At 63.2% G+C, this 24,482-nt stretch carries 27 protein-coding genes; 8 read left to right on the top strand and 19 right to left on the bottom strand.

From position 1 onward, the window contains the following. Positions 1 to 185: 185 nt before the first annotated feature. Positions 186 to 1,046: a LysR family transcriptional regulator gene (locus BLQ58_RS01285; RefSeq protein ID WP_092594202.1), complete on the bottom strand. Its 861-nt coding sequence runs from the start codon at positions 1,044 to 1,046 to the stop codon at positions 186 to 188. Positions 1,047 to 1,134: 88 nt separating this feature from the next. Between BLQ58_RS01285 and BLQ58_RS01280 the strand changes: the two genes are divergently transcribed. Both BLQ58_RS01280 and waaC read left to right on the top strand, forming a co-directional pair. Further along, positions 1,135 to 1,752 (top strand): cysteine hydrolase family protein, encoded by a 618-nt coding sequence (locus tag BLQ58_RS01280; RefSeq protein WP_092594201.1) that lies wholly within the window; start codon positions 1,135 to 1,137, stop codon positions 1,750 to 1,752. A gap of 161 nt (positions 1,753 to 1,913) precedes the next feature. Then, the gene (waaC, locus tag BLQ58_RS01275) at positions 1,914 to 2,930 is read left to right on the top strand and encodes a lipopolysaccharide heptosyltransferase I (protein WP_092594200.1); all 1,017 of its coding nucleotides are present in this window, start codon (positions 1,914 to 1,916) and stop codon (positions 2,928 to 2,930) included. Here the strand turns inward: waaC and BLQ58_RS01270 are convergent. The 6 genes from BLQ58_RS01270 to BLQ58_RS01245 all read right to left on the bottom strand — a co-directional run bounded on the left by BLQ58_RS01270 (position 2,903) and on the right by BLQ58_RS01245 (position 8,949). Continuing rightward, positions 2,903 to 3,580, bottom strand: coding sequence for a hypothetical protein (locus BLQ58_RS01270; protein WP_092594540.1), 678 nt, complete (start codon positions 3,578 to 3,580; stop codon positions 2,903 to 2,905). The two genes, waaC and BLQ58_RS01270, sit on opposite strands and share 28 nt — an antisense overlap. Before the next feature lie 148 nt (positions 3,581 to 3,728). After that, positions 3,729 to 4,931 (bottom strand): c-type cytochrome, encoded by a 1,203-nt coding sequence (locus BLQ58_RS01265; RefSeq protein WP_092594199.1) that lies wholly within the window; start codon positions 4,929 to 4,931, stop codon positions 3,729 to 3,731. Between the two features lie 21 nt (positions 4,932 to 4,952). Beyond that, a complete protein-coding gene (locus BLQ58_RS01260) occupies positions 4,953 to 5,735 on the bottom strand; it encodes an ABC transporter ATP-binding protein (protein WP_092594198.1) in 783 nt (260 codons plus the stop codon). Continuing rightward, positions 5,729 to 6,793 (bottom strand): ABC transporter permease, encoded by a 1,065-nt coding sequence (locus BLQ58_RS01255; RefSeq protein WP_092594197.1) that lies wholly within the window; start codon positions 6,791 to 6,793, stop codon positions 5,729 to 5,731. Before BLQ58_RS01255 ends, BLQ58_RS01260 begins: the two co-directional genes overlap by 7 nt. A 15-nt stretch (positions 6,794 to 6,808) precedes the next feature. Then, complete coding sequence (locus tag BLQ58_RS01250) at positions 6,809 to 7,822, bottom strand: ABC transporter substrate-binding protein (protein ID WP_092594196.1); 1,014 nt, start codon at positions 7,820 to 7,822, stop codon at positions 6,809 to 6,811. Between the two features lie 35 nt (positions 7,823 to 7,857). After that, a complete protein-coding gene (locus tag BLQ58_RS01245) occupies positions 7,858 to 8,949 on the bottom strand; it encodes an LLM class flavin-dependent oxidoreductase (RefSeq protein WP_092594195.1) in 1,092 nt (363 codons plus the stop codon). 209 nt (positions 8,950 to 9,158) lie between these two features. Here BLQ58_RS01245 and BLQ58_RS01240 point away from each other — a divergent pair, with 209 nt between their 5' ends. The 3 genes from BLQ58_RS01240 to BLQ58_RS01230 all read left to right on the top strand — a co-directional run bounded on the left by BLQ58_RS01240 (position 9,159) and on the right by BLQ58_RS01230 (position 12,673). Beyond that, positions 9,159 to 10,367 (top strand): acyl-CoA dehydrogenase family protein, encoded by a 1,209-nt coding sequence (locus BLQ58_RS01240; protein WP_092594194.1) that lies wholly within the window; start codon positions 9,159 to 9,161, stop codon positions 10,365 to 10,367. Positions 10,368 to 10,454: 87 nt separating this feature from the next. Further along, positions 10,455 to 11,075 carry a cysteine dioxygenase family protein gene (locus tag BLQ58_RS01235; protein WP_092594193.1) on the top strand — a complete coding sequence of 207 codons (621 nt, stop codon included), beginning with the start codon at positions 10,455 to 10,457 and terminating at the stop codon, positions 11,073 to 11,075. Continuing rightward, positions 11,072 to 12,673, top strand: coding sequence for a rhodanese-related sulfurtransferase (locus BLQ58_RS01230; RefSeq protein WP_092594192.1), 1,602 nt, complete (start codon positions 11,072 to 11,074; stop codon positions 12,671 to 12,673). The genes BLQ58_RS01235 and BLQ58_RS01230 overlap by 4 nt, the downstream gene beginning before the upstream one ends. A gap of 227 nt (positions 12,674 to 12,900) precedes the next feature. Here the strand turns inward: BLQ58_RS01230 and BLQ58_RS01225 are convergent, their stop codons facing one another. Together BLQ58_RS01225 and BLQ58_RS01220 are read right to left on the bottom strand one after the other, a co-directional pair. Further along, entirely contained in the window at positions 12,901 to 13,359 is a 459-nt protein-coding gene (locus BLQ58_RS01225) for an MEKHLA domain-containing protein (protein WP_092594191.1), read from the bottom strand. 6 nt (positions 13,360 to 13,365) lie between these two features. After that, the gene (locus BLQ58_RS01220; protein ID WP_092594190.1) at positions 13,366 to 13,614 is read right to left on the bottom strand and encodes a hypothetical protein; all 249 of its coding nucleotides are present in this window, start codon (positions 13,612 to 13,614) and stop codon (positions 13,366 to 13,368) included. A gap of 285 nt (positions 13,615 to 13,899) precedes the next feature. Here BLQ58_RS01220 and BLQ58_RS01215 point away from each other — a divergent pair, with 285 nt between their 5' ends. From BLQ58_RS01215 to BLQ58_RS01205, 3 genes are all read left to right on the top strand, one after another. Then, positions 13,900 to 14,694, top strand: a complete 795-nt coding sequence (locus tag BLQ58_RS01215) for an aminoglycoside adenylyltransferase family protein (protein WP_092594189.1) — start codon at positions 13,900 to 13,902, stop codon at positions 14,692 to 14,694. Positions 14,695 to 14,970: 276 nt separating this feature from the next. Then, positions 14,971 to 15,987 carry a PIN domain-containing protein gene (locus tag BLQ58_RS01210; RefSeq protein WP_139186051.1) on the top strand — a complete coding sequence of 339 codons (1,017 nt, stop codon included), beginning with the start codon at positions 14,971 to 14,973 and terminating at the stop codon, positions 15,985 to 15,987. Positions 15,988 to 16,290: 303 nt separating this feature from the next. Beyond that, entirely contained in the window at positions 16,291 to 17,523 is a 1,233-nt protein-coding gene (locus BLQ58_RS01205; RefSeq protein WP_217635948.1) for a GmrSD restriction endonuclease domain-containing protein, read from the top strand. Between the two features lie 216 nt (positions 17,524 to 17,739). Here BLQ58_RS01205 and BLQ58_RS01200 read toward each other — a convergent pair whose 3' ends face one another. The 10 genes from BLQ58_RS01200 to BLQ58_RS28635 form a co-directional block, all read right to left on the bottom strand. Then, complete coding sequence (locus tag BLQ58_RS01200; protein WP_092594186.1) at positions 17,740 to 19,083, bottom strand: phage major capsid protein; 1,344 nt, start codon at positions 19,081 to 19,083, stop codon at positions 17,740 to 17,742. Between the two features lie 66 nt (positions 19,084 to 19,149). Then, positions 19,150 to 19,668, bottom strand: coding sequence for a hypothetical protein (locus BLQ58_RS28650; RefSeq protein WP_139186050.1), 519 nt, complete (start codon positions 19,666 to 19,668; stop codon positions 19,150 to 19,152). Continuing rightward, a complete protein-coding gene (locus BLQ58_RS01190; RefSeq protein ID WP_092594184.1) occupies positions 19,665 to 20,243 on the bottom strand; it encodes a hypothetical protein in 579 nt (192 codons plus the stop codon). Before BLQ58_RS01190 ends, BLQ58_RS28650 begins: the two co-directional genes overlap by 4 nt. A gap of 408 nt (positions 20,244 to 20,651) precedes the next feature. Continuing rightward, positions 20,652 to 20,876: a hypothetical protein gene (locus BLQ58_RS28645; protein WP_139186049.1), complete on the bottom strand. Its 225-nt coding sequence runs from the start codon at positions 20,874 to 20,876 to the stop codon at positions 20,652 to 20,654. Beyond that, positions 20,873 to 21,325: a hypothetical protein gene (locus BLQ58_RS01185; protein WP_092594183.1), complete on the bottom strand. Its 453-nt coding sequence runs from the start codon at positions 21,323 to 21,325 to the stop codon at positions 20,873 to 20,875. Before BLQ58_RS01185 ends, BLQ58_RS28645 begins: the two co-directional genes overlap by 4 nt. Positions 21,326 to 21,534: 209 nt before the next feature. Continuing rightward, complete coding sequence (locus BLQ58_RS01180; RefSeq protein WP_092594182.1) at positions 21,535 to 21,966, bottom strand: hypothetical protein; 432 nt, start codon at positions 21,964 to 21,966, stop codon at positions 21,535 to 21,537. After that, complete coding sequence (locus tag BLQ58_RS28640) at positions 21,963 to 22,145, bottom strand: hypothetical protein (RefSeq protein WP_139186048.1); 183 nt, start codon at positions 22,143 to 22,145, stop codon at positions 21,963 to 21,965. The genes BLQ58_RS01180 and BLQ58_RS28640 overlap by 4 nt, the downstream gene beginning before the upstream one ends. Positions 22,146 to 22,532: 387 nt before the next feature. Continuing rightward, positions 22,533 to 23,678, bottom strand: a complete 1,146-nt coding sequence (locus tag BLQ58_RS01175) for an AAA family ATPase (protein ID WP_175459812.1) — start codon at positions 23,676 to 23,678, stop codon at positions 22,533 to 22,535. A gap of 20 nt (positions 23,679 to 23,698) precedes the next feature. Beyond that, entirely contained in the window at positions 23,699 to 24,028 is a 330-nt protein-coding gene (locus BLQ58_RS01170) for a hypothetical protein (RefSeq protein WP_139186047.1), read from the bottom strand. 9 nt (positions 24,029 to 24,037) lie between these two features. After that, positions 24,038 to 24,319, bottom strand: coding sequence for a hypothetical protein (locus BLQ58_RS28635; protein ID WP_139186046.1), 282 nt, complete (start codon positions 24,317 to 24,319; stop codon positions 24,038 to 24,040). Between the last annotated feature and the right edge of the window lie 163 nt (positions 24,320 to 24,482).

The following is a 24,482-nucleotide window of genomic DNA, read 5'->3' as shown; positions in this document are numbered from 1 at the left end:
CAACGACCCTGCCCATTTCTTGAAAGCACCTTGAGGATGCAACGTTGGCAGCCGGTTCAAAGCGTAGCAGAACGGCTATTTTTTTCGGCGAGAGTAGCGAGGGAAACACGTGCGGCTTCCCACATGGGGTGGCGTATGCGCCGCGTCGTGGCGACGGCGCGACAGCGCGGTGGGTCGATAAAGGCTCACGGGCAATTCGACAGGGCTTCGGCCAGCCAGTCGATGACGGGTCGGAATCGCGATGCCCCCCGAAACTCTGGTGGGTAGGCGAGCCAGATTTCGCGGAGCACTTCGGGGACATTGCGTACGAGCGTCAGGCCGGGCTCGCCGGCCGCCAGGTAGTGGGGCAGTAGTGCCACGCCGAGCGCTGCACGCACGCCTTCGCGCACGGCCACGAAACTGTTGGACTGGAACGAGAAGCGCCGTCCCAGCTCAAGCGGCCACTGGACTTCGGGCAGCGAGAAGCCTTCGTCGAGCAGCCCGCACAGCGGTGTATCGCGCGACTCTGCCACGGCAGCCGACATGACGGTGGGCGCATAGAGTCCGAACTGGATTGTCCCGGCGCGCTGCGCCACCAGCGAGTCTTCCTGGGGCCGCGCCAGGCGTACCGCAATATGGGCGCGGCGCCGAGCCAGGCTGGTGACGCGGTTATCCACTTCGAGCCGCACTTCCACGTCGGGATTGCTCGCGTAGAAGGCGGGCAGCCGCGGAGTCAGGAAATGGCTGCCCAGAGAGGCCGTCGCGGCGACCCGCACCACGCCCGACACGCCCGGGCTGGCGCCCTCGATCTCGCGCAGCAGCCGGTCGGCGGATTGTTCCATCTCCCGCGCGGCGGCCAGGGCATTGCGTCCGGCGGCAGTCAGCACGAACGTTCCGTCCGTGCGCGTGGCCACGGGTTTGCCCAGCGCGGTTTCGAGCCGCCGGATGCGACGGATGGCGGTGGCGTGCGTGATATCGAGTTCACGGGCGCAGGCCGAATAGCTGCCGACCCGCATCAGCGTGGACAAGGTCAGCAGGTCATCCCAGGTGATTGTGCTTTTTTGCACAGTATGTGTGATCTCGTGGCTAATTGGCGTACAGCTTACCGGCCTCTACGATGCCTGCATAGCCACTTTTCACTGTACGGAGACCGAGATGACCGCATCGCCTGCCGCCAAGCCATTTACCCTGCTCGATGCCGCCGGTGCCAGCCGCCAGCCGTCCGCCTGGTCGGATGCCGTGCTGGTGCTGGTGGATCACCAGCGCGAATACGTCGATGGCAAGCTGCCGTTGACCGGCATGCCGGCGGCCGTGGCCGAGTGCGCCGCGCTGCTTTCGCTGGCCCGCAAGCATGGCACGCCTGTGATCCACGTGGTTCACCACGGCAAGCCCGGCGGTGCGTTCGACCCGTCGGGCCCGTTCGCGGCCATCATCGAGGGCCTCACCCCCGCAGAAGGTGAGCGGACGGTCATCAAAAACCGGCCAAACAGCTTCGCGGGCACCGATCTGGCCGCGTTGCTTGGCGCGCTCGGCCGCAAGGAATTGATCGTGGCGGGCTTTCAGACCCATATGTGCATCAGCGCGACCGTGCGGTCGGCGCTTGACCATGGCTATCGCGTCACGCTCGTCGCAGCGGGCTGCGCCACGCGCGATCTGCCCGATCCGCTTGGCGGCGACCCGTTGAACGCCGCCGAACTGCACCGGGTGACGCTGGCCGCGCTGAACGACAGGTTTGCGACGGTGGTGGCGGATGCTTCGGCGTGGTCGCACTGACGTCGATCAACCGCGGCCGGCGTGCGGGGGCGGCTGAGGAATTGTGATGTGTGCAATCCGTTACATATGCGTCACGCGCTGGTGCTTCCGGTCTGGGGCATACTAGCGCCTTTCCAACGCGGCAAATCCGGCCGCGTTCGCATAATCAAGCCGCCCCCCGCATGAAGCGCATCCTGCTTATCAAGATCACGTCGCTTGGCGACATGGTGCATACCCTGCCGCTGCTGTACGACCTGCGCCGTGCCTATCCGGACGCCAAAATCGACTGGATTGCCGACGCGTCGTGCGCGGATATTCCCAGTTGGGCGGTCGGTGTCGACCGTGTCATCGCGCCGCCCCTGCGCCAGTTCAAGAAAAATGGCCGCAAATGGCGCGACCTGCGCGGCATCATCGGCGCCCTGATGTCGCTGCGCCGCGAACGCTACGACGTGGCCATCGACGTTCACGGCGTTTACAAGAGTGCCATCGCCGCCAGGCTGGCACGGACAAAGCGGCGACTCGGCTATGCCGCCGAATTTCTCGGCGAAGCAAAGGCCGTGTTCGCCTACACCGAGATTTTTGGTCCGCACGGCGACGCCAACTGCCGCCAGAAGATGCGCATGGTGGTGGCCAACGCGCTCGGTTACGACATCGAGCCGCACGAGACGGCCGAACTTCGGGTGCCGCCACCGGCCACGCCGCTGAACGCCGATGGCGTGCCACGCGCGTTGCTGTTCCACGCGACGTCGCTCGACATCAAGAAATGGCCGCAGGCCAATTGGGTCGAAATCGGGCACCAGCTGGCCCGGCGCGGCTACCGTGTGCAACTGCCATGGGGCTCGCAGAAGGAGCAGCAGGAAGCCCAGGCACTGGCCGCAGCCATCCCCGGTGCCGAGGTGCTGCCGCGCATGTCGATCACCGAGTGCGCGCAGCGCGTCGATGCGGCCGCTCTGGTCGTCGGCATGGACACGGGCTTCGTGCATCTGGCCGATGCTTTGGGCAAGCCGACCGTCATGCTGTTCACCGCGACGTCGAGTCCGCATTTTGGCGTGAACAAGCCCGGACAGTCGGTGTCGGTTGGCGATAACGGCGCACCGCCATCGGTCGACGAGGTGCTGCGAGCCATCGATCACGTCACCCATGCAAGCCCGGCGCCGGCGAGCGTGCCGGTTCACGCGGCCGGCAGCGCATCCGCGTAACGCCAGTACTCGAAATCCACGATCGTCGTATTGCCGTTAGCGGTCACCACGTCCAGCATGAACGGCTGGCGGCGGATCAGCATGGAAGTCAGGTAGCGCGACGCCCGGGAGAGTCCCGGTGGCGGGGCCACGGATTCGCCGTGACGCATCGCCAGCCGCAGGATATGCACGGGTACGAACCGCTGCGGATCGTCCATGCGCGCCAGGGCCGCGCTCCGGTAAAGCAGCGATGACTGCGCCAGGCGGGCAAAACGGGTGCGTAGCTGGGCCACCGTGGCTGTCGCCATTGTCGCGCCCGTGCCGGTCAGGCCCACGGCGGTTATACCGCGCACGTTTGCGCGCCAGAGCCCGCCCACCACCATCAGCGGGTCGCGCTTTTCGGGCGGCGGCAGGTTCGACAGGTCTTCCGACACCGAGAACATGTCGCCGTTGAGATCGTAGAGATGGCTGCGCAGCCCAAAACGGCGGTAGTAGCCGATGATGCAGTCGAGGTCATCGTCGAGGATGGGACGCGCGTCACGTGGCAGATAGCGAGGCCTGACCTCGAACAGGCCGGCCGATACGGCATAGCGTCCCGTCCAGGTCTTCAGCGCGGTAGCGCCGGTTCCGGCGCCGGTCTCGGCATTGGCAGGTGTCAGTTCCAGCGACATCGTCTTCAAGGCTTGGCGTTGGGGGGAAGCTCTCAACGCTACTTGCTGTGCCGCTCGACGTCGTTAGGACATTTCTAATTGTTGGTGCGGAATTTTCTCGTCCTGGCGGCGAATTGACCCAACGCAAATGCCCCCATGGCGATGGCCCTCAGTGAATGAATCCCCCTTGCACAAAGCGCACGGGCTCCGCGTCGATGCGCAACAGCAGTGCGGTCAGGCCATCGGGTGGCAGGCGCTGGCCGGCTCCCCGGCCGCTCGGCACGTCCGGAGCCGGCTGCCCCGCCGTGCAAACCAGGCTGGCGTCGCTCCAGCCCTTGTCTCCGGTAGCTGCCTGCGCGCGCAGCCAGCCGTCGCGATCGGTCAGCCACGTGGTGCCGGGCAACCGGGCAGGATCGACCCCCGCGATCCGCGCGAACACTGGCCAGGCCTGCGCGGACGCGGCCGCGCAACCGGCGCGGAAATCCGGAATCGTGGCTGGCGGGCGGCCGTCAGGCGTGACCAGCAGCGTGAGGAAGCGTGGATCGTCGACGGGCAATGTCACAGGCGCGCCATCGAATGCCACGACGCGCACGCGCTGGTGCCCGCGCCAGTCGTCCAGCGCGCGTGGCGGCGCCGCGCCGCAGCGCACCATCACATCGGGCAGTCGCAGCGGCACCGGCCAACTGCCTTGGGTAGCGCCGCCGGTGCCGGCGGCCAGCGTCTTCAGGTAATCGATCACGGCCCATGCCCGGGCATCGTCAAGCCGATCGCCGAAGGCCGGCATCGTCGTGTGCCCGTCGCGGTCGCGCATGCCGGCCACGATGTGCCAGAACAGTTCGCCTTCGGCGCGCCGGCCCAGCAGCGGACTCAGGAAGGTCGGCGGCCAGCGTGACAGCGTGGCCGCCTGCGGACCTTCGCCCCGGCCGTCTATGCCATGGCACGCCACGCAATGCTGCGCGTAGACCTGCGCGCCCGTGGCGATGGCATCCACGGCGAAACGGGTGGGGCTCTGGTGAAAGCTCGTCGGAGCCGCGGGCGTGACGAGCAGCGCCGGCGAAGGCCAGGGCGCCGCCACCAGCGCCAGCGCGCCGATGCCCAGCCACACCATGCGCCGCCGGCGCCAGCACAGCGCCACGACCAGGCAGGCCAGCGCCAGCACGACGGCCAGCACCGACAGGCCCAGCTGGCGCGCCAGTCCCAGGTCGATCAGCAGGGTTTCTCCGGCAATGCGGTGCGACCACGGCCAGGCAGGCTGGCCGTGCACATCGCCAGACCAGCCCAGCACGTGCCAGAGCTGCCACAGGGCAAGCTGGACTTCCTGCACCAGGCGCAGCAGCGCCGCGAGCCATGCCTGCGGTGGCGGGGCGCTCATGCGGCGCCCCGGGCGACGGTCTTACCAGCTGGCATCGAGACCCAGGTGGCGCAGTGCTTCGTGCCGAAGCTCGGTCAGCCGCGGATCGCCGCGATGGCGGGGATAGGGCAGGTCGACGTGGATCTCGGCCGTGATGCGCGCCGGCCGCTGGCTGAACACGATCACGCGTTGCGCCAGGAACAGCGCCTCTTCCACATCGTGCGTGACCAGCAGGGCGGAAAAGCCCGCGCGCTGCCACAGTTCGACCAGGTCACTCTGCATGGCCAGTCGCGTCAGCGAATCGAGCTTGCCGAGCGGCTCGTCGAGCACGAGCAGCCGGGGATCGTTGACCAGCGCACGCGCCAGTGCCACGCGCTGGGCCATGCCGCCCGACAGCTGATGCGGAAACGCGCGGGCGAAGGCTTCGAGCCCCACGCGCCTGAGCGCCGCATCGACGCGATGGCCTTCCCGGCGCAGCAGGCCGCGGGCCTGCAGGCCCAGCGCCACGTTGTCGCGCACGCGGCGCCACGGGTAGAGCGTGGGGTCCTGGAAGACGACGATGCGCGATGGGTCGGGGCGGTCGATCGGCGTGTCGTCCTGCAGGATCTGCCCCTGCGACGGGCTGTCGAGCCCGGCCACCAGCCGCAGCAGCGTGGACTTGCCGCAGCCGCTGGGGCCCAGCAGCGCGACGAACTCGCCCGGGGCCACCTTCAGGTTGACGCTGTCGAGCACCGGCAGCTGCTGGTCGCCATCGCCAAAGGCATGGCTGACGGCGCGGATATCGATGCGGGCGCCACGCGAGGGATCGGATGCGGCCACTACCATTTGACGGTTCCTTTCTGCCACGACAGCGCGCGGTCGCGCACCGCAAACAGCAATGTGATGACGCCCGAGAACAGCAGGGCCATGACGATCAGCGCCGCGTACATGTTCACGTAGGAGGCCCAGCCCTGCGCCCAGGTCAGATACCAGCCGAGCCCCGACTTCACGCCCATCATCTCGGCCGTGACCAGCACCGAGAACGACGCGCCGAGCCCCATGAACAGCCCCACGAAGACCTGGGGCAGCGCCGCCGGGATGGCCACGCGCAGCACCAGGAATGCCTCTGACGCGCCCATCGTGCGGGCCACGTCGTAGTAGCTCTTGTTGACGCTGGCCACGCCGGACCAGGTCAGCACCGCCACCGGAAAGGCCGTGGCCAGCGCGATCAGGAAGACGGCCGCCGAATAGCTCGACGGGAAGAAGTAGAACGTCAGCGGCAGCAGCGCGGTGGAGGGCAGCGGGCCCAGCACGCGCAGCACCGGATGCACCCAGTAGCCAATGCGGCGCGACCATCCGATCGACACGCCGATCAGGAAGCCCGCCACACCGCCGTAGGCCACGCCGAAGCCCAGCAGCTTCAGCGTGTTCAGCGCGCTGTCGCCCAGCCGGCGCCAGTCGTCGATGTAGACCTCGATCAGCGCCTGCGGGGGTGCAAAGAAGGGCGTGGGCAGCAGTGCCGTCTTCGCGGTCAGGATTTCCCAGCCCGCGAAGACCAGCGGCAGGGCTACCAGCCACGGGCCGGCATGGCGTAGCGCCTGGCGCACGCGGCGCAGCGGGCTCGCGTAGCCGCCCGCCAAGGCGACCGCCAGCAGCGCGGCGGCCGCCACGAGTACCGCGATGCCGAGTTCCTCGGTATAGGCCCAGTCCGAAAAGCCGGCCACCTTGTTCGGCCAGCGCCAGGTGAGCGCGCCGAAGGCGCCCCACGCCAGCGCGGCGACGATGCCGGTGGGCCAGGCGCCGGCTGGCGTGCCGGTCGATGCGGCCGGTCCGGCCGGCTTGGCCGATGCGACCGATCCGTCCAGCGGCAGCTGGGCGTCAAGCGTGTGTTGCGGCGTAGCCATGTCGGCGCTCCCGGGTTAGCCGAGGACGTTGGCGTAGACGTGCTGCGCCAGCTTCTTCGTGTCGGTCGATTTCTTGAGCACGCCGATGCGCTGGAAATCGCCGGCGTAGAACGCGATTTCCTCCTGCAGGTCCACGCCGGTCGGGTGATGGTTGTAGGTCAGCGACGCATAGAGCTTGCGCAGGTCGTCGGTGCTGATCTTGGGCGAGTATTTGGCAAATACCTTGGCCGCCTCGTTCGGGTTTTCGTTGACGTAGTCGGTGGCCTGCACGATCGACCGGGCCAGCGCAGACGCGGCCGGGCGGTCGTTGCGGACCAGTTCGCCACGGGCGCCGATCACGCAGCAGACCTTGCGCGCATACTCGCCGGTCAGGTTGGTCGCCAGTTCCACATAGGCGCCATTGGTGCGCTTTTCCAGCAGGTAGAGGTTCGGGTCGCCATCGGCAATCGCCTGGATCTCGCCCTTGTCCACGGCCACGCCCAGCAGGTCGGCCGGGTACTGGCGCCACGTGATGTCGCGGTCGGGGTCGATGCCGTTCTTGGCCAGCAGGATCGTGAAGAAGTGCTTGCCCGGCGCGGCCAGGTCGCTGACGCCCACGGTCTTGCCCTTGAGGGCCTGCAGGTTGGTCACGCCGGCGGCCTTGGCGCCTACCAGCCGCACGCAGCCGCCATGCGAGCTGCCGATGATCTTGACGTCGAAGCCGGCTTCGAGCGGCTTGAGCCAGCGGTGGATCATGCCCACGGCGGCGTCGGCCTTGCCGGTGGCGATCGATTCCAGCAGCTGGTCGGTGGACCCGCTGTAGTTGATCAGGTCCACCTGCAGTCCGTTCTTCTCGAAGAAGCCCTTTTCCTGGGCCACCACGATCGGTGTCAGGCAGAACGAATTCTGGTTCCACGCAAAGGTCAGCTTGCGCGGTGCGGACCACGCCTGGCGGCCCAGGATCAGGGCCGGCGCGGCGATGGCTGCCGTGCCGGCGAGCCGCAGGACGCTGCGGCGGCGTGCATCAGGCTGGAAGGTGTTCTGGCTCATGTTTTCCGCTCCCCGTTGTTGTTGGTGTGGGTGGTTCAGGCGGCGCGGCGGCGTTGTTCGGCGTCGCGCTGCGCCACCAGTTCGCGTACGCGCGGAATCAGCTCGCGGCCGTAGTCGACGGCGTCTTCGAGCGGGTCGAAGCCGCGGATCAGGAACGTGGTCACGCCCAGGTCGTAGTAGGCCAGCAGGGCGTCGGCCACCTGTTCCGGCGTGCCGACCAGCCCGGTGGAGTTCGAGCGGCCGCCCGTTTCCCGCGCGATGGCCGTCCACAGACGCTGGTCGACGCGATCGCCTTGTTCGGCCGCGGCCAGCAGCCGGCGCGCGCCTTCGCTCTGTTGCGGCCCGCCCCGGCTGTAGCCGGCCTGCACGCGCAACGCGCGGGTGCGTTCAAGGATGTCGTCGGCGCGCTGCCAGGCTTTCTCTTCGGTATCGGCCAGCACCGGCCGGAACGACACCGAGAAGTTGACCTCGCGCCCGTGTTTGGCCGCTTCGGCGCGTACGCGCGTGGTCAGTTCGCGCACCTGGTCGAGCGATTCGCCCCACAGCGCATAGACGTCGGCGTGCTTGCCGGCGACGGCAATGGCCGCCTCGGACGCGCCGCCGAAGTAGATCGGCACATGCGGCTGCTGCGCCGGCTTGACTTCCGAGAAGCCGCGCGCGAAGCGGTAGAACGTGCCTTCGTGGTCGAACGGCTGCGGCTCTGTCCAGATGCGCCGCAGGATGCCCAGATATTCGTCCGTGCGGGCGTAACGCTGGTCGTGGTCCAGGTAGTCGCCATCGCGCTTCTGTTCGTCGTCCGACCCGCCGGAGATGAAGTGCACGCCGAGCCGGCCGCCGCTGAACTGGTCCAGCGTGGCGATCTGGCGCGCGGCCAGCGTGGGCGAGGTGAAGCCCGGGCGGTGGGCCAGCATGAAGTGGATGCGCTCCGTGACGGCGGCCGCGTACGAGATGGTCAGCGTGGCGGACGGGCCGGTAGAGTGGTGCGGCACCAGGATGCGGTCGAAGCCGGCCTGCTCGTGGGCCTGCGCAAAGGCGCGCACGTAGTCGCGGTCGATCACGGGCCCGGTAGGCGGATGGATTTCCGATTGCTTCTGGCTCTGGATCATGCCGATGAAGTTGACGCTCATGCGTGACGCTCCTGGTTTGCCTGGATGGGGTACGGGTATGGACGAGAACGTACGCCCGCGCGGCGGCAGACCCAACGAATAAAAACGCCGCTCCATATGCAGCAAAAACCGCCGGTCGATATGCGATATGCGTCGTTATCAAGGCTGGGCGTGCGGCGGTACGCTATGTGGCGCCTGATCCTGTTCCCCCGACGCCCGAAGGAAACCCCATGTCTTCGTCATCCCTGCATCGCCTGCCGACCCCAGCGGCACGGCTGGACGACGTGCTGGCCGAACTGGCCGCGCGCTTTGCCGCCACCGCTGCCGCCCACGACGCCGACGGCACGTTCCCGCACGACAATTTCGCGCAGCTGCACCGCGACGGCCTGATCGCACAGGTAGTGCCGGCCGCGCATGGCGGGGCGGGCGCGGGGCTGGCCACGGCGCGGCGCATCATCGCGGCCGTGGCGGGCGGCGATGCAGCCACGGCGCTGGTGCTGACGATGACTTACCTCCAGCACCGGTCCATCGGCCGCGCCGATTCGCGCTGGCCCGAGGCGGTGCGCCAGCAGGTATTCCGCAGCGCCGTGGAGCAGGGCGGCCTGATCAACTCGCTGCGCGTGGAGCCCGAGCTTGGCTCGCCGGCACGGGGTGGCCTGCCGGGCACGGTGGCCACCCGCGTGGGCGACCGCTGGCGGCTGCGCGGCCACAAGCTGTACACCACCGGCATCCCGGCGCTGCGATGGCTGGCCGTATGGGCGCGCACGCACGAGCCCGAGCCCCGCGTCGGCATCTTTCTGGTGCCGAAGCCCGACGCCGAGACGCCCGGCATCCGGGTGATCGAAAGCTGGGACCATCTGGGGCTGCGCGCGTCGGGCAGCCACGAGACCGTGTTCGAGGATGTGTGGATCCCGCTGGAAAACGCCGTGGACATCCGCCCGCCTGCGGCCTGGGCGCCAGCAGGCGGCAGCCAGGCGGACATCGACGCCAACGCCGACCAGCAGGCGTGGATGGTGACCCTGCTGGGCAGCCTCTACGACGCCGTGGCGCGTGCCGGCTTCGACTGGATCCGCCAGTTCGTGCACGAGCGGGCGCCGGGCAGCCTGGGCAAGCCGCTGGCCACCTTGCCGCGCGTGCAGGAGTCGATTGGCGAGATCGCCGCGCTGCTGCGCGTGAACCAGGTCTTGCTGGACGATATTGCCGCGCGCACCGATGCTGGCGCGCCGCCGCTGCCGGCCGACAGCGGGCTGCTCAAGTACACCGTGACGTCGAACGCGATTCGCGCCGTGGAACTGGCGCTGCAACTGTCGGGCAATCACGGCCTGAGCCGGCACAACCCGCTGCAACGCCACTATCGCGACGTGCTCTGCAGCCGCATCCACACGCCGCAGAACGACGCCATCCTGACCGCCGCCGGCCGTGCGGCGCTTGGCGTCTGAGCCGGCGCGCCCCCGACTACCGGCCGTGCTATGGTTGTGTGCGATGTGCCGCAGCCTAGACGGCACACGAGAATCTGGAGACAAGCCATGGCCGAGACGCTACCTGGCGCGCACGCGCTGGCGCCGCTGCGCGACTTCATCACCGCCTTTTCCGCCTTGCTCGACCAGCAGCCGGACGAGCCCCGCATCCTCGACGAAGGCAGCGCGCTACTGGCAAAGCTGGTGGCGCGGGACGACTGGTTGCCCGAAGCCTATGCGCAGCCCCATCCCGAGTTCTACCAGCAGATGCTGCTGCACTGCGATTCCGCCGAGCGGTTCTCGATCGTCAGCTTCGTCTGGGGGCCGGGACAGCGCACGCCGATCCACGACCATACGGTGTGGGGCCTGATCGGCATGCTGCGCGGCGCCGAGTACGCGCAGCCCTACGCGATACACGGCGACGGCGTGCCCCGGTCGGCAGGCGAGGCCGTACGGCTGGAGCCGGGCCAGGTGGAGGCGGTGTCGCCAACGGTGGGCGATATCCACCGCGTTCACAATGCCTTCGACGACCGTGTATCGATCAGCATCCACGTCTACGGCGCCAATATCGGCGCGGTAAGCCGCCATGTCTATCCGGAAGCCGGCGGCAGCAAGACCTTTGTCTCCGGCTACTCCAATACCACCTTGCCCAATCCCTGGGACCGCTCGAAGGAATCCGTCGCACCATGACCGCAGCCAGCCATCCGTTTCCCGTCACGACCAGCCAGGCAGTGCGCCAGGCGTTGCTGGACCGCACCGAGATTGCGCTGGTGGATGTGCGCGAGGAAGACCCGTTCGCGCAGCAGCATCCGCTCTGGGCGGCCAACTTCCCGCTGTCGAAGCTCGAACTCGAAGCCTGGACGCGCATCCCGCGGCGCGATACCCGTATCGTGGTCTACGGCCGGCATGACGGCGAAGACCTGGCGCCGCGTGCCGCAAGCGTGCTGCGTACGCTTGGCTATACCGATGTGTCGCTGCTCGACGGCGGCCTGGAAGCATGGATCGACGGCGGCGGCGAAGTGTTCCGGGACGTCAACGTGCCGAGCAAGTCGTTTGGAGAACTGGTCGAGGCGAAGCGGCACACGCCCTCGCTGAGCGCCCCGGAGGTGCAGGCGCTGATCGACCGCAAGGCCGATGTGGTGATCGTCGACGCGCGCCGCTTCGACGAATACCAGACCATGAACATTCCCACGTCGACGAGCGTGCCCGGCGCGGAACTGGTGCTACGTGTGCGCGAACTGGCTCCCAACCCCGCCACGCAAGTCGTCGTCAATTGCGCGGGTCGTACCCGCAGCATCATCGGCACCCAGTCGCTGATCAATGCCGGTATTCCGAACCGCGTGGCTGCGCTGCGCAATGGAACGATCGGGTGGACCCTGGCCGGGCAGACGTTGTCGCACGGCGCGAGCCGCCGCGCACCGGCGCAGGTGGGCGCGGCCAACCTGGAACAGGCCCGTGCAGGCGCCCGCGCCATAGCGGACAGGGCGGGCGTGAAGCGCATCGCGCATGATGCGCTGGCATCGCTGGAGGCCCCGGGCCGCACCGTGTACCGCTTCGACGTGCGCACGCCCGAGGAATACGCCGATGGCCATCTGCCGGGCTTCGCCAGCGCGCCGGGCGGGCAGCTGGTGCAGGAAACCGATCACCATGCGCCGGTGCGTGGCGCGCGCATCGTGCTGGCGGACGATGACGATGTGCGCGCGAACATGACCGCGTCGTGGCTGGCCCAGATGGGGTGGGACGTCCATGTGGTGAAGCCGGTCGGCGATGCCCTGCGCAGCGAGCGCGGCACCCCGGCGGCGAATCGTCCCGCCACGCCGGAAGTGCCCACGATCACGCCGGCAACGCTGTCCAGCTGGCTGGAAACCGGCGATGTGGCCGTCATTGACGTGACAGCCAGCGCCAATTACGTCAAGCGCCATATCCCCGGTGCGTGGTTCGCGATCCGGGCGCAGCTGGCCCAGGCGCTGCGCGCTATCCCGCCGGCCCGCCGCTATGTGCTGACCTGCGGGTCAAGCCTGCTGGCGCGATTCGCGGCCGTGGACCTGCAGGCGCTGACCACTTCGGAGGTGTTTGTGCTCGAAGGCGGCAACACGGCCTGGTTCGACGCGGGCCTGCCAGCCGAGCCGGGCGAAACCCGTCTGGCCGTGCCGCGTACGGATCGCTATCGCCGTCCGTACGAGGGCACTGACAACGCAGCGGCTGCCATGCAGGCGTACCTCGATTGGGAGTTCGGCCTGATTGCACAACTCGATCGCGACGGCACGCATTTCTTTGAGGTGGCTTGAGCTAACCGTATTGCGCCAAGGCGAAGCCCCTGCGCAACGCAGCGGGCCATCGCCAATGCAACGGCAATGTGTCCGGGGTCGATGCGACAACCTGCCCGACGAGCGCCCGGCCAACTGGCCGGAAGAGCTGCCAGGGGACAGCCATGCGAGATACAGCATCGAGCATTTTCTGCACCAGGTCGAGGCTGAACGGGCGGAAGCGGAGTCCGCGCGTGTGCCGGAGGCGCTCACAAATCCCGTGTTCGTGGAATGATCACGGCCTGTCCGTGTAGCACGCCGTCGGTATCGAACATCTGCCACAGCGTGGCTTCCTCGATCATGAAGCGGCGTCCGGACTTGGTAATGCGCACGCCCTTGTAGCCCGACTCGTAGCCCTGTTGCTGCACCCGTTCGAGAAAACGCTGCCGCTCCTCGCGGTTCGGCGCTTCGGCAGACAGGCGCGATGGCAGCCGTGTGATCTCGTCCCAGTCGTACTCGAAGCGTCGCTGGGCGGCCTTGTTGCCGTAGACGAACACCGGGTCGGGCGCGGTATTGTGGGCGAGGATGGCGAAGGGCGCCGTTTCATAGAGCCATGCGGCGGCTTCGGTCGCCGGCATCGGCTCAGGCACCAGTGACTTTCCCAGCAGTCGTGCATAGCTGCTGGCAAGGAGCGCGTAGAACGCGGGGTCGCTGTAACGGGGAAGCAAGGACGACTACCTCCGGCTGGTGATCAGGCGGCGCTCGGAGGGGCCGCTGAATTCCGCGAACACGCGCGCCTGCACGGCCTCCATGAGCTTCAGTTCCTGCGGATTGGCGGCCTCGCTGGCGGTCACGCCGGTGGCGTCCCTGGGCTTGGCGCCGGGCGGATAGAACACAAAGCTCGACGCGAAATCCTTTCCGGCTTCCTTCTTAAGGCTCCGGTTCAGGGCCTTGAGGTACTTTTTCTTCGAACTCTTCGACATAGGGATGGTTTTCAGGTCGGTCCTGTCTGGTGGTGAAGCGGATTTCCGCGTAGTACCTGGACGGCTATGCGCTCCGTCAGCCCCTGCAGGATAGCGTCTTTGGAGTGATTCATTTGCCACTCTTGATAATCGCCGTGCGGCTATGGTAGACGGGGAATCTCTCCCGACTCAACTTCTGACTGTCATCGTCTCCAATGTTTATCCGACGAACGCGTGCCCTTTGTGTTCGAGGGCCGTATGCTTGCCGGGTGAAATCTGACCGGAAAGGGTCTGTCGATGACTGAGATGGCACGCACGATCGTTCCCGTAGATAATTCAGAGCAGACCTTGCTGGCCTGCGCAGTGATCGCGCGACATTCAGGCGGCACGCTGATTGGCATCCACCTGTTCGGATCGGCCATCGATGGCGGATTGAAGCCATGCAGCGATATCGATCTGCTGGTGATCGTGCGGACGCGGCTCGAAGAATCCGCCAGGCGCGCATTGATGCGCGATCTATTGACGGTTTCCGTGCCGCCAGGCAGCGGCGGGCCGTGGCGCTCGCTGGAAGTCACCGTGGTGGCGCGCGATGAGGTGGTGCCCTGGCGCTACCCGGCCAGGCGCGAGATCCAGTTCGGTGAATGGCTGCGCACCGATTTGCAGGCCGACATCGTCGAATCGCCAGTTCTCGATCACGACCTGGCCATCCTGCTGACGAAGGCGCGCCAGCACAGCGTGGCACTGGTGGGCCCTTCGGCCGAGACCCTACTCGACGCCATCCCCGCGAAAGATTTCCGCCGCGCGCTGCGCGATACCGCAGCGCAGTGGAATGCCGAAGCGGATTGGAAGGGCGACGAACGCAACGTCGTGCTGGCACTGGCCCGGATCTGGTACAGCGCGGTAACCGGAAAGATCGCACCGAAGGACGTGGCGGCGACGTGGGTACTGGAGCGGCTGCACGAGGCATTCCGACCAGTCATGATCGCGGCGAGGGCAGGGTATCTGGATGGCGGGCCGGCGTCGGCTCCGGCAGATGCGCAGCAGGTGGCGGCGTTCATCCGCTTCGCTCGGGCCGCCATTGAAGAAATTCTGGTGGCGTAGCTGACGGCGCGTTGGTCGATCGGGTGATCGGCACCGATGTCCAACGCCAAAACAAAAAGCCCAGCATCGCTGCTGGGCTTTTTGACGAATCTGGTGGGTGGTACAGGGATTGAACCTGTGACCCCTGCCGTGTGAAGGGCTCGCATCGAACAGATGAGCCGCTAGTCTAAAGCATGTGAGATGGGTTTGCCAGGCATGCGTACATAATCTCCCAAAGACGAGAGGATGTCGGGTGGCGGTATCATGAGGCTACCTAATTCGTAGCCGCGAACCGACATGTCGATGCCCGCAGCAGTATTCCTCGATACCAGCGTCCTGGCCGGACAACAGTACAACTTCGCATCGACCGCGCTCACAACGTTCACTGCCGCAGCAAAGAGTGCAAATCTAAAGCTAATACTTCCCGATCCGACGGAACGGGAGGTGAAACGGCAGATTAGGGATCGGTCGAAGGAAGCGTTAGACGCTCTCGAAATTGCTCGTCGAAGAGCACCCTTTTTGGCGAAGTGGAGTAGCTTCCCAAAAAGGACAGATCCAAACCTGGAAAATTGGGAGGTCGCGCGCGTGGCCACCACTGAATGGAATATTTTCCTAAAGCAGTTTGATGTAATCAGGCTTGGTTACGAACAGGTCGATGTCAAAACGGTGATGAATTGGTACGACGCGGTGACCCCACCTTTTGGCGAGGGGAAGAAACGCAAGGAATTTCCGGACGCCTTTGCTATTTCCATTCTGGATATATATTCGGAAAAGAGCGGGTCTTGCATCGCAGTTGTGTCTGAAGATCAAGATTTTAAGCTTGCATGCGAGAGATTTTCGAATCTCCTGTATTTCAAAAGCCTGCCGCGTCCGACGGAACTTCTAATCTCCAAGGATGATATCGTCCAAAAGATGCACTCAGCCATCGAGGATGGTCTGGATGTAATTGAGTCTGAAATACAAAACAAATTTGATGCTCTGGGCTATAGACATGCCCATGGATTTTTTGAGATCCACAATAGTAAAAATTTTGGTGCGGAAGTTTCAGAAATAAATATTGTTGCGCTTGGAGATAACGAATGCACGGCGACATTCGACGTTCGAGTTGAGCATGAGCACGACTTGCAATGGGAGGAATACAGAGGGCCAGACGAACCCCCAGACTATGTATCGGAATGGGTTGGCGAAACCACGCACCTTACGGGTACTGCGAAGCTGGCATTTGATGTCCAAAATTCCAAGTTGACAGGCGTAAAGCATGTGGTGCTGGATGCAGATGAAATCGAGATAGAAGCGATGCCACGTCGCTATTGATGGGACGATAAAGTCTGCTCCATTTTTCCATATGGTCTGTAGGTTCGCGGGGCTCATCGCTTGATGGCCGCAGGTTCAAACTCTGCCACGCAACGATGATATAACATGGAATTATGCCGTTATTCGTTTTTCCCGTAGATTTGTTTTTTTTGAAGTTATTCTTACGCATCATTGATAGAATTGCGGTGAAGTTATGAAAAAGTCACTTGCATTTCTCATGTCTTTGATGGCGTAATGGGCTCATTAAAATTGGAGTATACAGTGCACTGCATAGAACAGCCTTTTCCAATCTCGAAGCTCTGGATGCTGAGAAACTCTATTGAAGAAAGCCCAGAGTACCAACGCGAATCGGCGGTGTGGTCAAAAGATCGACAGCAACTGTTCATCGACTCCATCCTGAACAGATTCGATGTTCCCAAACTCTATTTCCACGACATGAGGACAAATGGGGGATTGAAGGATTTTGCGGTTGTGGATGGGAAGCAGCGGTTGCACACCATTTTTTCCTTTCTTCAGGGGCATTTCGGTCTTGCGCCGGATTTCGCGTTACTGGATCCTAGAACGGGCCAGGCAGATCCCGAGCCAGGGTCCACATTCAACGAACTGAGTGATTACTGGAAAGAAGAGTTCCGTGGTGCCGTACTGTCTATCGTTCTGATACAAGGCGCTGCCGACGATGACATCGAAGAACTGTTCTCCAGGCTTAATAACGGCGAGCCGTTGAACGCAGCTGAGAAGCGTAATGCGATGGGCGGGGAAATGTGTAAGCTAATTCGCGAAGTTGCGAAAGAAGATTTCTTTGCGAAGAAAATAAAAATAGCAAACAAGCGTTATCAGCACTATGAGATTGCAGCCAAATTCTTGCATCTTGAGCACACTGCTCAGTCAGGTGGTGGTCCGTATGCAGATTTGAAGAAGCGTTTCCTAGATGATTTGGTTGCAAAAAACAAGAATATGAGTACGGCTGCGGTGGCAGGTCTAAAGAAGCGTGTCACGGATCAGCTAAAGGCAGTAAGTAAGGTATTCTCAGATAAAGATCCGCTGTTATCAAAGCAGGCCTATCCGCCGCTTTACTATATCTTCATCAAGAGAATAACTTCAGAATATGGTGATTCAAAGCTTTTTGAGCGGATCAAGGTATTTCTTTCTAAATTTCACGTTAAGCGAACTGAGAACCTAGAGTTACCTGAGGATGAAAGGGATTCAAATCTTATCGAATTTGGAAGGTTAATGCAGCAGGGCACAAATGACCTGAACAGTCTACGCGACAGGGTTGCAACTCTCACAAGATACTTCTTGCTGGAGAATCCAGATGTTGCCTTGAAAGATCCTAAACGACTCTTTACTGATGAAGAGCGTTTGGCGATTTGGATTTTGGGTGGAAAGAAGTGCGCTGCGTGTGGCGTCGAGGTGATTATTGATGAAATGCATGCTGATCACGAAACGCAATGGGCGCATGGCGGTCCAACGTCTCTGGCGAACGGACGTTGCCTGTGCAAATCGTGTAATACAAGCATCGGCAAACCTGTGAAGTAGATTTATAGGGCAGATTTGGTTGCATGCGCTAGGACAGGGAAATTGGGGGGGCTGGCTGGGCAAAATGGCGTAGGGCTATTGTTGCAGCAGAAGGCAGGTTCCAGCGCTCTCCTGAATTCCCTGCTGAATAAAAAACACCCGAAGGGTCCGTCGCCCCCTCGGGTGGGAAATGACGACGCGGACTGATGCGCGCGTCGTCCTCGCTGAAAACGTCTTCTACCAGGCGACGTCGGTAATACGGACGATCGGCGATGCGCGCAATGCTCCCCAGGATATGCCCTCATAGACCGCGCGTAGCGCGGCGGAATAGGTCTGGAACATCGATCGCGTTGGGGTAGCGGTCAGACCCGCGTCGTCGACGATGGGCAGCGGGATCGTGTCTTCCTCGTGGATCGTTGCTTCGGTTGACACGTCGAACGTCGGTACGGGTAGAACGCGCGCCACGCTGCCTCCATCAATCAGATAAACGTCGGCGTCGGCGACGTTTTGCGATATGACGACCGGCAGGTCGATCAGACGTCGGCTTGCCATCTCCGGGAACTGTAGTGCGCCCGTGGCAGAAATCAGCATACGAAGTGCCACGGCATTCAATGGCGAAATGACCCAGACCAGGCCGGCGGACGACAAGCCCTGACCCAAAAGAATGCCGATTGCCTTTTTCAGGTCGGCCGTGATCGTGGCCGGCGTCGCGCCGGTACTGGGGAACGTGTTGCCAGCGGGCAGACCGTTCAAGATGCCGGCCGGCGATACCTCAGCGACCGAAGCATCGGTGGACAGAAACTTCGTGTCGAACGCCGTTGCGCTATCGATCAGGATCGATTCACGGATGACGCGTTCGATCGACGGTGTCGATCGCTGGAGCAATTCCAGGGTAAATGATCCGATGACAGCGGGCGCATAGGGCAACAGCTTTACCCCGTGCAGCTTCAGGGCGCCTACGCGGATCGGATCGCTTTCCTTCCGCCATGTGGCAGCGAGGTTAGGCGTCGACGACGACGGGTCCCGTGACGGGATCGTGATCGACGTGGCGCCGTTAAAAGTCTCGTCCTGGAGGGGTAGCGATGCAAAAACCGATACCTTCGCAAGCTCCTTGAGAAAGGCGCCATAGGCTTCTCGCGTCAGTTCTTTCGCCCAGCCGGCGACGTTCGTCATCGCAGGACCCTGAGCGTCCTTGACCATGATGGCGAGTGCATCCGACTGTTTGCGGTTCAGGTCGCCATAGCGTGCTGCGGCGATATCCTGGATCGCCTTGCGTTCGATTGCAGCAATGACGCGGCAGGTCAGGGCTTGCCAAAGCGGAGCGGCACGGTCCGTCGCAGGGGGAATATCCCTGCTCGCCGCGATGGTCGTCGTCTTGACGGGAGCTACCGAAGCCGGCGTGTTCGGTGGGTTCATAGCCTTGATCTCGATCATCAGTTGATCGGCGGTCGCGTCGTCGCCTGAGTCCAGAGCCGACTGTATGGCGCGGCGAAGGATTTCGTATTGCTGGGTTTGGTTCATGATCTTCAATCCATGTTCGGATTGGTCTTCCTCTCTTGGTGGTGCGTCGGCTTCGAACATGAAACCGTTTCGCACACTTTCGACAAACCCGCATGGCCTGGTTTCGCCAGGCGCGGGCACCTTAAATCAGTCGGATACAAACGCGCGGGCTTCGCTGACCAGCCGCGCGGCAGCTGCGTCTACTTGCCAGGTAGCGATGTTGGATAGTTCTCGGTGGCGTCTGGCGGAATCCGTGACGGTGTCATCGATCGTTCGTGCCAGGCTTTGCGACCGGTCATCCAGAACGTCCAGCCGCTTTCCGTGATCGCGGATCATCGCTACCTCGTCGGCCAGGACACCAGCGACAGATTTCATCGCCCGTTTGAGCGTTGATTCGGCGGATGCATCGATGCGCGCATTGATGCGGCCTTCCAGTTCAGCGACCCGTTTCGTCAGCACCTGGACCGTCCGCGCCATGTCCTCCAGTCCGCGTGAATAGTCGACGGGTGGTGACGGACTCTGAGCGTCGGAGATTCGGGCGACGTGTTGCCACAGGTCGCCAAGTTCCCGACGCAGGGCAGCATTGTCGCGATCAAGTTCGGCCAGACGGGGATCGTCGCTGGATCGGTTGGCGATGCCGCCAGCATAGGAAAGGTTTGAGGTCATACCTTCTCCCGCGTCGCATAGGCCAGCTTCGCCGCCGCGACCCGCTTTTCGGAATCTCGAATGACGTCGCGCATGTCCTCGTTCGGATCGTTCGCGGCGACGCGTCGCAACCAGGACAGGCGCTGATTTGCCTTCGCAATGTCCAGGGCGAGACACAGACCCTTGATTTCGACGCTGATCCGGGCCAGGCGCCCTAGGCTATTCCTAGCTGCCGTTTCGATCTCGATCGCGGTCTGGTCGACCTTGTCCTGGGCGACGACACCAGCCATGCGCGCGGCGCGCAGCAGACGGGCGGCGTCAGCCACGGTCGGTTCGTGTTCGGCGTGCTGGATGTCGGCGCCATTGCGCAGATGCGTAGCGATCGTTTCCAGAACGCGAACACCCTGGCCGGCGTACTCAATGCGTCGCCAGACGGTAGCTTCACCCTTTTCCAACTGGCGATCGATGCCGTCGGCCGCATCGGCATCGCAGTCGTTGGGTAGGTCTGCATAGAGACGGTCGCAAGTCGACAGCAGGTTTTCACAGGCAGCGCGGCATGCGTGCTGCGTGTCGGAAAGTCGCGGGTATGTTTGCATGGTCCTCTCCACGGGAAAGGGTTGCGATCGTTGTGAAAGGAGTTCAGCGCAGGCTTGCGGAAACCTTTGTCGATCCTGGGTATGAGAGGCGGTAACACAGCGCGCCGGCACGGCGGGATTGTGTGACTTGGCCTTCAGCCATTAGGGCGCGTAAAACGCGGCGGACCGTCCGTGCTGGCATCCGGGTAATCGTGCTGACGACGTCCAACGGCGCGCCATCGGGTAGGCCGGTCAGGCAACGCCAAACCCGGCCACGTTCATAGGAGACGGTAGGATGTTCGACGGAACGGTCAGTCGGCATAGATGCGTCAGCGTGTTTCGCTTAGTGCATCGGACCGGAAAAGCTACCGTCGCCGATGAGGAATGGAAGCAGGTACAGCAACGGCTGACCGTGCTTCGATATGCAGGTTAGTCCTTCATCGCTCCGTGGGCAAGCAAGGTATCCACCCGCAGCGGATCGCGCGCGCATTCGGGCGTCATGATCCGGCGTGCATCGTGGCGCCAGACGACGCGCCGTCCGTCGGGGTCGTTTCGTGCGATCCGTTCCGGTTTGGGCGGACGTCGAAAGCGTGGTAATTCTAGCGCCGGCACGGACTTCGCGTAGATCGAATCGATCCAGGATGTTGCCGTCATGGCAAATACGGGTCAGCGGAATTTGCGGTGGCGTACATATGCACTGGCGCCAGCTTGTGGCGGCGGCCGTTGTTCGACGGTGGTAACGCGGTATTCGCGTCAGCGTCCAGGCGGCGGGACACCGGCGACAGGCGCAGCGCGCGTGTCAGGGCCAGCAGCAGCCTGGCGGCACGGTCGACGTCGGCATCGATAGCGCGGGCTTCGGCGCGCTGGCTGGCGATGCGCCGCTTTGCTTTGGCCTGGAGCGCGCGAAGATCGCGCAGGACGGCCGCCTGGTGGCAGTAGTCGGCCAGTAGCTGTTCGTCAGCCTGGGCGAAATGTCCAGGCGTCACGGATGCCAGGGTTTCGCGCCAGACCGTCGCAGCGGCCGTTCCCAGCCATTCCGGGGGCAGCCATTCCGTAGTGTTGGCAGCGGCGGCTTCGACGTTGCGTGCTTCGCGCTTACGCATGATCCTCTCCGGGTTTGCCGCGATTCTCAGCACGTCGCGACCGATTCCAAATAGGCTATGCAGTATTTTCATGTTTCGCCAGTGCCGAAATCTATGGGCGTTTCACACTTCGGCAGAGCGGCGCATGGTCGGCGATGCCAATCAAGGTCTAGACTGCCCCCCGCCCTTCTTCGCAAAGCGGCGTAGCTTGTCACTGCTTGCACTGCCCATTATCGGAAGCCCATCGCGTCGAACACAGGGCGATAGGCTACTTCGCCTTCGGGAGTGTGCATGGACTCCAGAATCAGAGCGCCGGCAACGTACAACAGCGGTGCCCGCTCGGGCGTGTTCCATGCGTCGCGCCGCCGCATCGCCGACCATTCCGTGCCGACGAACGACAGGTCAAAGAGCTTCGCCTTGCGCTCCCGTACTTCTTGCGGCATGGATAGCCAGTCGGCACGGTTTGTGCCCAGCAGCGTGAGCAGGTCAGCTAACGTCAAACCCAGCGCCTCGGCGTCGTCACTGATACGGCGCAGGCGGTTGCCCAGCAATAGCACCTGGCGCGATGGATAGTCGCGAAGTCCGTGACGGCCGAAGTGCGCTAGGGCGTCGCGACGCAGATGGGCCAGTCGATTGCCGATGGATTGCAGCGGCGTGGTCATGGTTGCACCGTGTCACGTTGATTGCTCCACAGGTCATCGCCTTCGACGACGTCGGTCTGACCGTCGGTCTGATAGGGTCGATACGGCCAGAGTGGATAGGCATATCTGCCGCGATAGCGCGCCGGTACGGTGGCAAGTTCTTTACCGCGTGCCAGGCCGATTCGTTCGTCATTGGTCATTGGGTTTGTCCACCTCGGTGGCGATCAGCACGAACGTCTCGCACCGGTTCAGGGCGTTCGCGCCAGCCAGGCTGGCGCGCTGCGCGGTGCGGATCATTTCGGTTGCACCGCGTGTCCAGCAGATGGGAGTTCCTCTGTCGTCCCGTCCGCCAAAGTAACGGCAATCCTCACAACAGCGCATAGCAGTCTCCCGCTTCCCGTTCTTGGTTCGCCGGGAATTCACAGATTCGGATCGGCACCGTTCCTCCTTCCCGTTTCCCGTTTTCCCGTTCCCCCCTAAAGGGGAACGGGAAAGAACGGGAAAGCGGGAAGGGGTGTGGGATTCCCGTTTAAGGGTCTCTAAAACGGGTAAACGGGAATCAATAGGAAAACGGGAAAAGTGGTGCATCACGCTTTCCATATCCATCCGTCTTGATGGCCGTAGATGCGGCTTTCGACCAGCTTTCGGATTGCATCGCTCGCACGTTCGTTGCGCCGCCTTTGATCGACATTCTCCAGCAGGGGGGCAACGATCTGAATGGCTCTGTCGAGTTCTAGGCAGGGACGTCCCAAAGGCGCGCCGGGTACGTTGGACACGTTCGATTTGCGCAAGGGATCGGCTAGTGCATTAAGGGCGATTTTTTGATTGCCACCGATCCGGCGACCTGTCTGCGTGGTTTCCACCGTCGGCCCGTCGTCCGCTTTTACCTGTGGCAGCGCGACGCAGGATGTCACGGCAAACCCTTCGTCGTCCCGTCCCACTTCGACGACAGTCAGGCAGAACGGTACGTCGCCATCGTCGTCGGCGCCGTCCTTCACCTTGTTGGCGTTCCAGGACCGGGTCTTCGTACCGATGCGCTTGACTTCGATCGAGAAGTCCATGGCGGCGCGCAGGGACGAATGACCGCGTTCGCCACGCGTCCCATCCTTGCCGGTGTGGTGGCAAACGATGATCGTGCAGCCGGTTGCGTCGCGCAATTGTTTTGCCATCTCGATCGCAATTCCCATGTCGCGGGATGCGTTTTCGTCAAGACCGATCATCGCTGCATGCAACGTATCGATGATAATAATGCCGTCGCCAGCGTCCTCGTGTTTGATGAATTCGATCAAACCCTGGACGCAATCCGCGCTTGCGATGGAGAAGGGTTCCATGACGAATCGCAGGGTATCCGGCAGGTCGATCTGGTGATGCGTTTCCCAGGCCATGACACGTTGCTTAAATCCGGTCTGTCCTTCCTGGACGACATAGGTCACTGGAAGTTGGCGCGTGTTATGGCCGTAGAACGGGGCGCCCCTTGTGACGTGGGCGGCAAGGTCCATCGCCAGAAAGGATTTCGCCGACCCGGGGCCGCCAAACATCATGCCGATGGATCGACTTGGGATGACGTCGCGAACGATCCAGGTCGGCCACGGCAGAGCGCGAAGGTCCTTCGCAGTCAGGCCGAAGTACCTGGGTCTGTCCGCACGGTCGTCAACGGGCTTGTCGAAAGGCGTTGTCCCGTTTAGCGCGATCCGCGCCGCCTTCATCTGCGAATCCTCGGGTACAAGTTCCATCGTCAGCGCGCCGGGACTCATCACTGCGCCCCCCGTTTCATGATGACGAAGGTGGGTCGCAATTCTGGCAACAGAACCAGGCGGCCGATATGAGCATCGATGCAACTTTCGCAAACCAGTCGCAGGCGATGGAAACCGACGTCGACGCCGAAAAAGATTTCTATGTCCAGCCCGAACAGGGCCCGATAGTTATCGCCCGGGTTTGGCTGATAGGCGTCGGGGATCGCGATGGCATACGGACGTCGGATTGACGTGCAGCCAAGCGTCAGCAGGACATACCGGGCCACAGGCATCAAACCCGCCTCGCGTGCTTGAGCCAGGGGCGCAAGCCAATCCGGGGTGCGTGACATGGCGCCCCCTTACGCGGCCTTGGTGGTGTCGTTGTTTAGCGTGGAAGGGAGCGTGACGCACGCAAACGCGGCCGCGTTGAAACTGTGCTTGTGCGCAATGTAGGCGCGACCGGCGCGCCGCATCACGCCTTTATCGATGAGGGTTTGAACGTGACGACGGCGAAAGGCTTCCCATGAGCGAAGGCTCCCGGTAAATCCGAAATGGGGATGGCATTTGCAGAAGGTTTCCCACGCCAGTTCACCTTGAATCCACTGGTTCGGATCGTTCAGGGAAGTATCGTTTTCCATCATCTCAATAAGGTAGTTTTCTTTCGTACCAAGCTTCGGGCAGGGTCTACGAGTCACGATAGGCGAAAACACTTGAGAGTTGAAATGGACGGTCCTTGCGACACCTGTGGGGTGAAAATCGTATTCGATACCGTCTTCGGAGCAGGTGCTAAACAGAAGTGAAAAT

This window comes from Ralstonia sp. 25mfcol4.1, from assembly GCF_900104095.1.
In the GTDB taxonomy this organism is placed as follows: domain Bacteria; phylum Pseudomonadota; class Gammaproteobacteria; order Burkholderiales; family Burkholderiaceae; genus Cupriavidus.
This window is presented reverse-complemented; position numbering and strand designations above follow the sequence as displayed.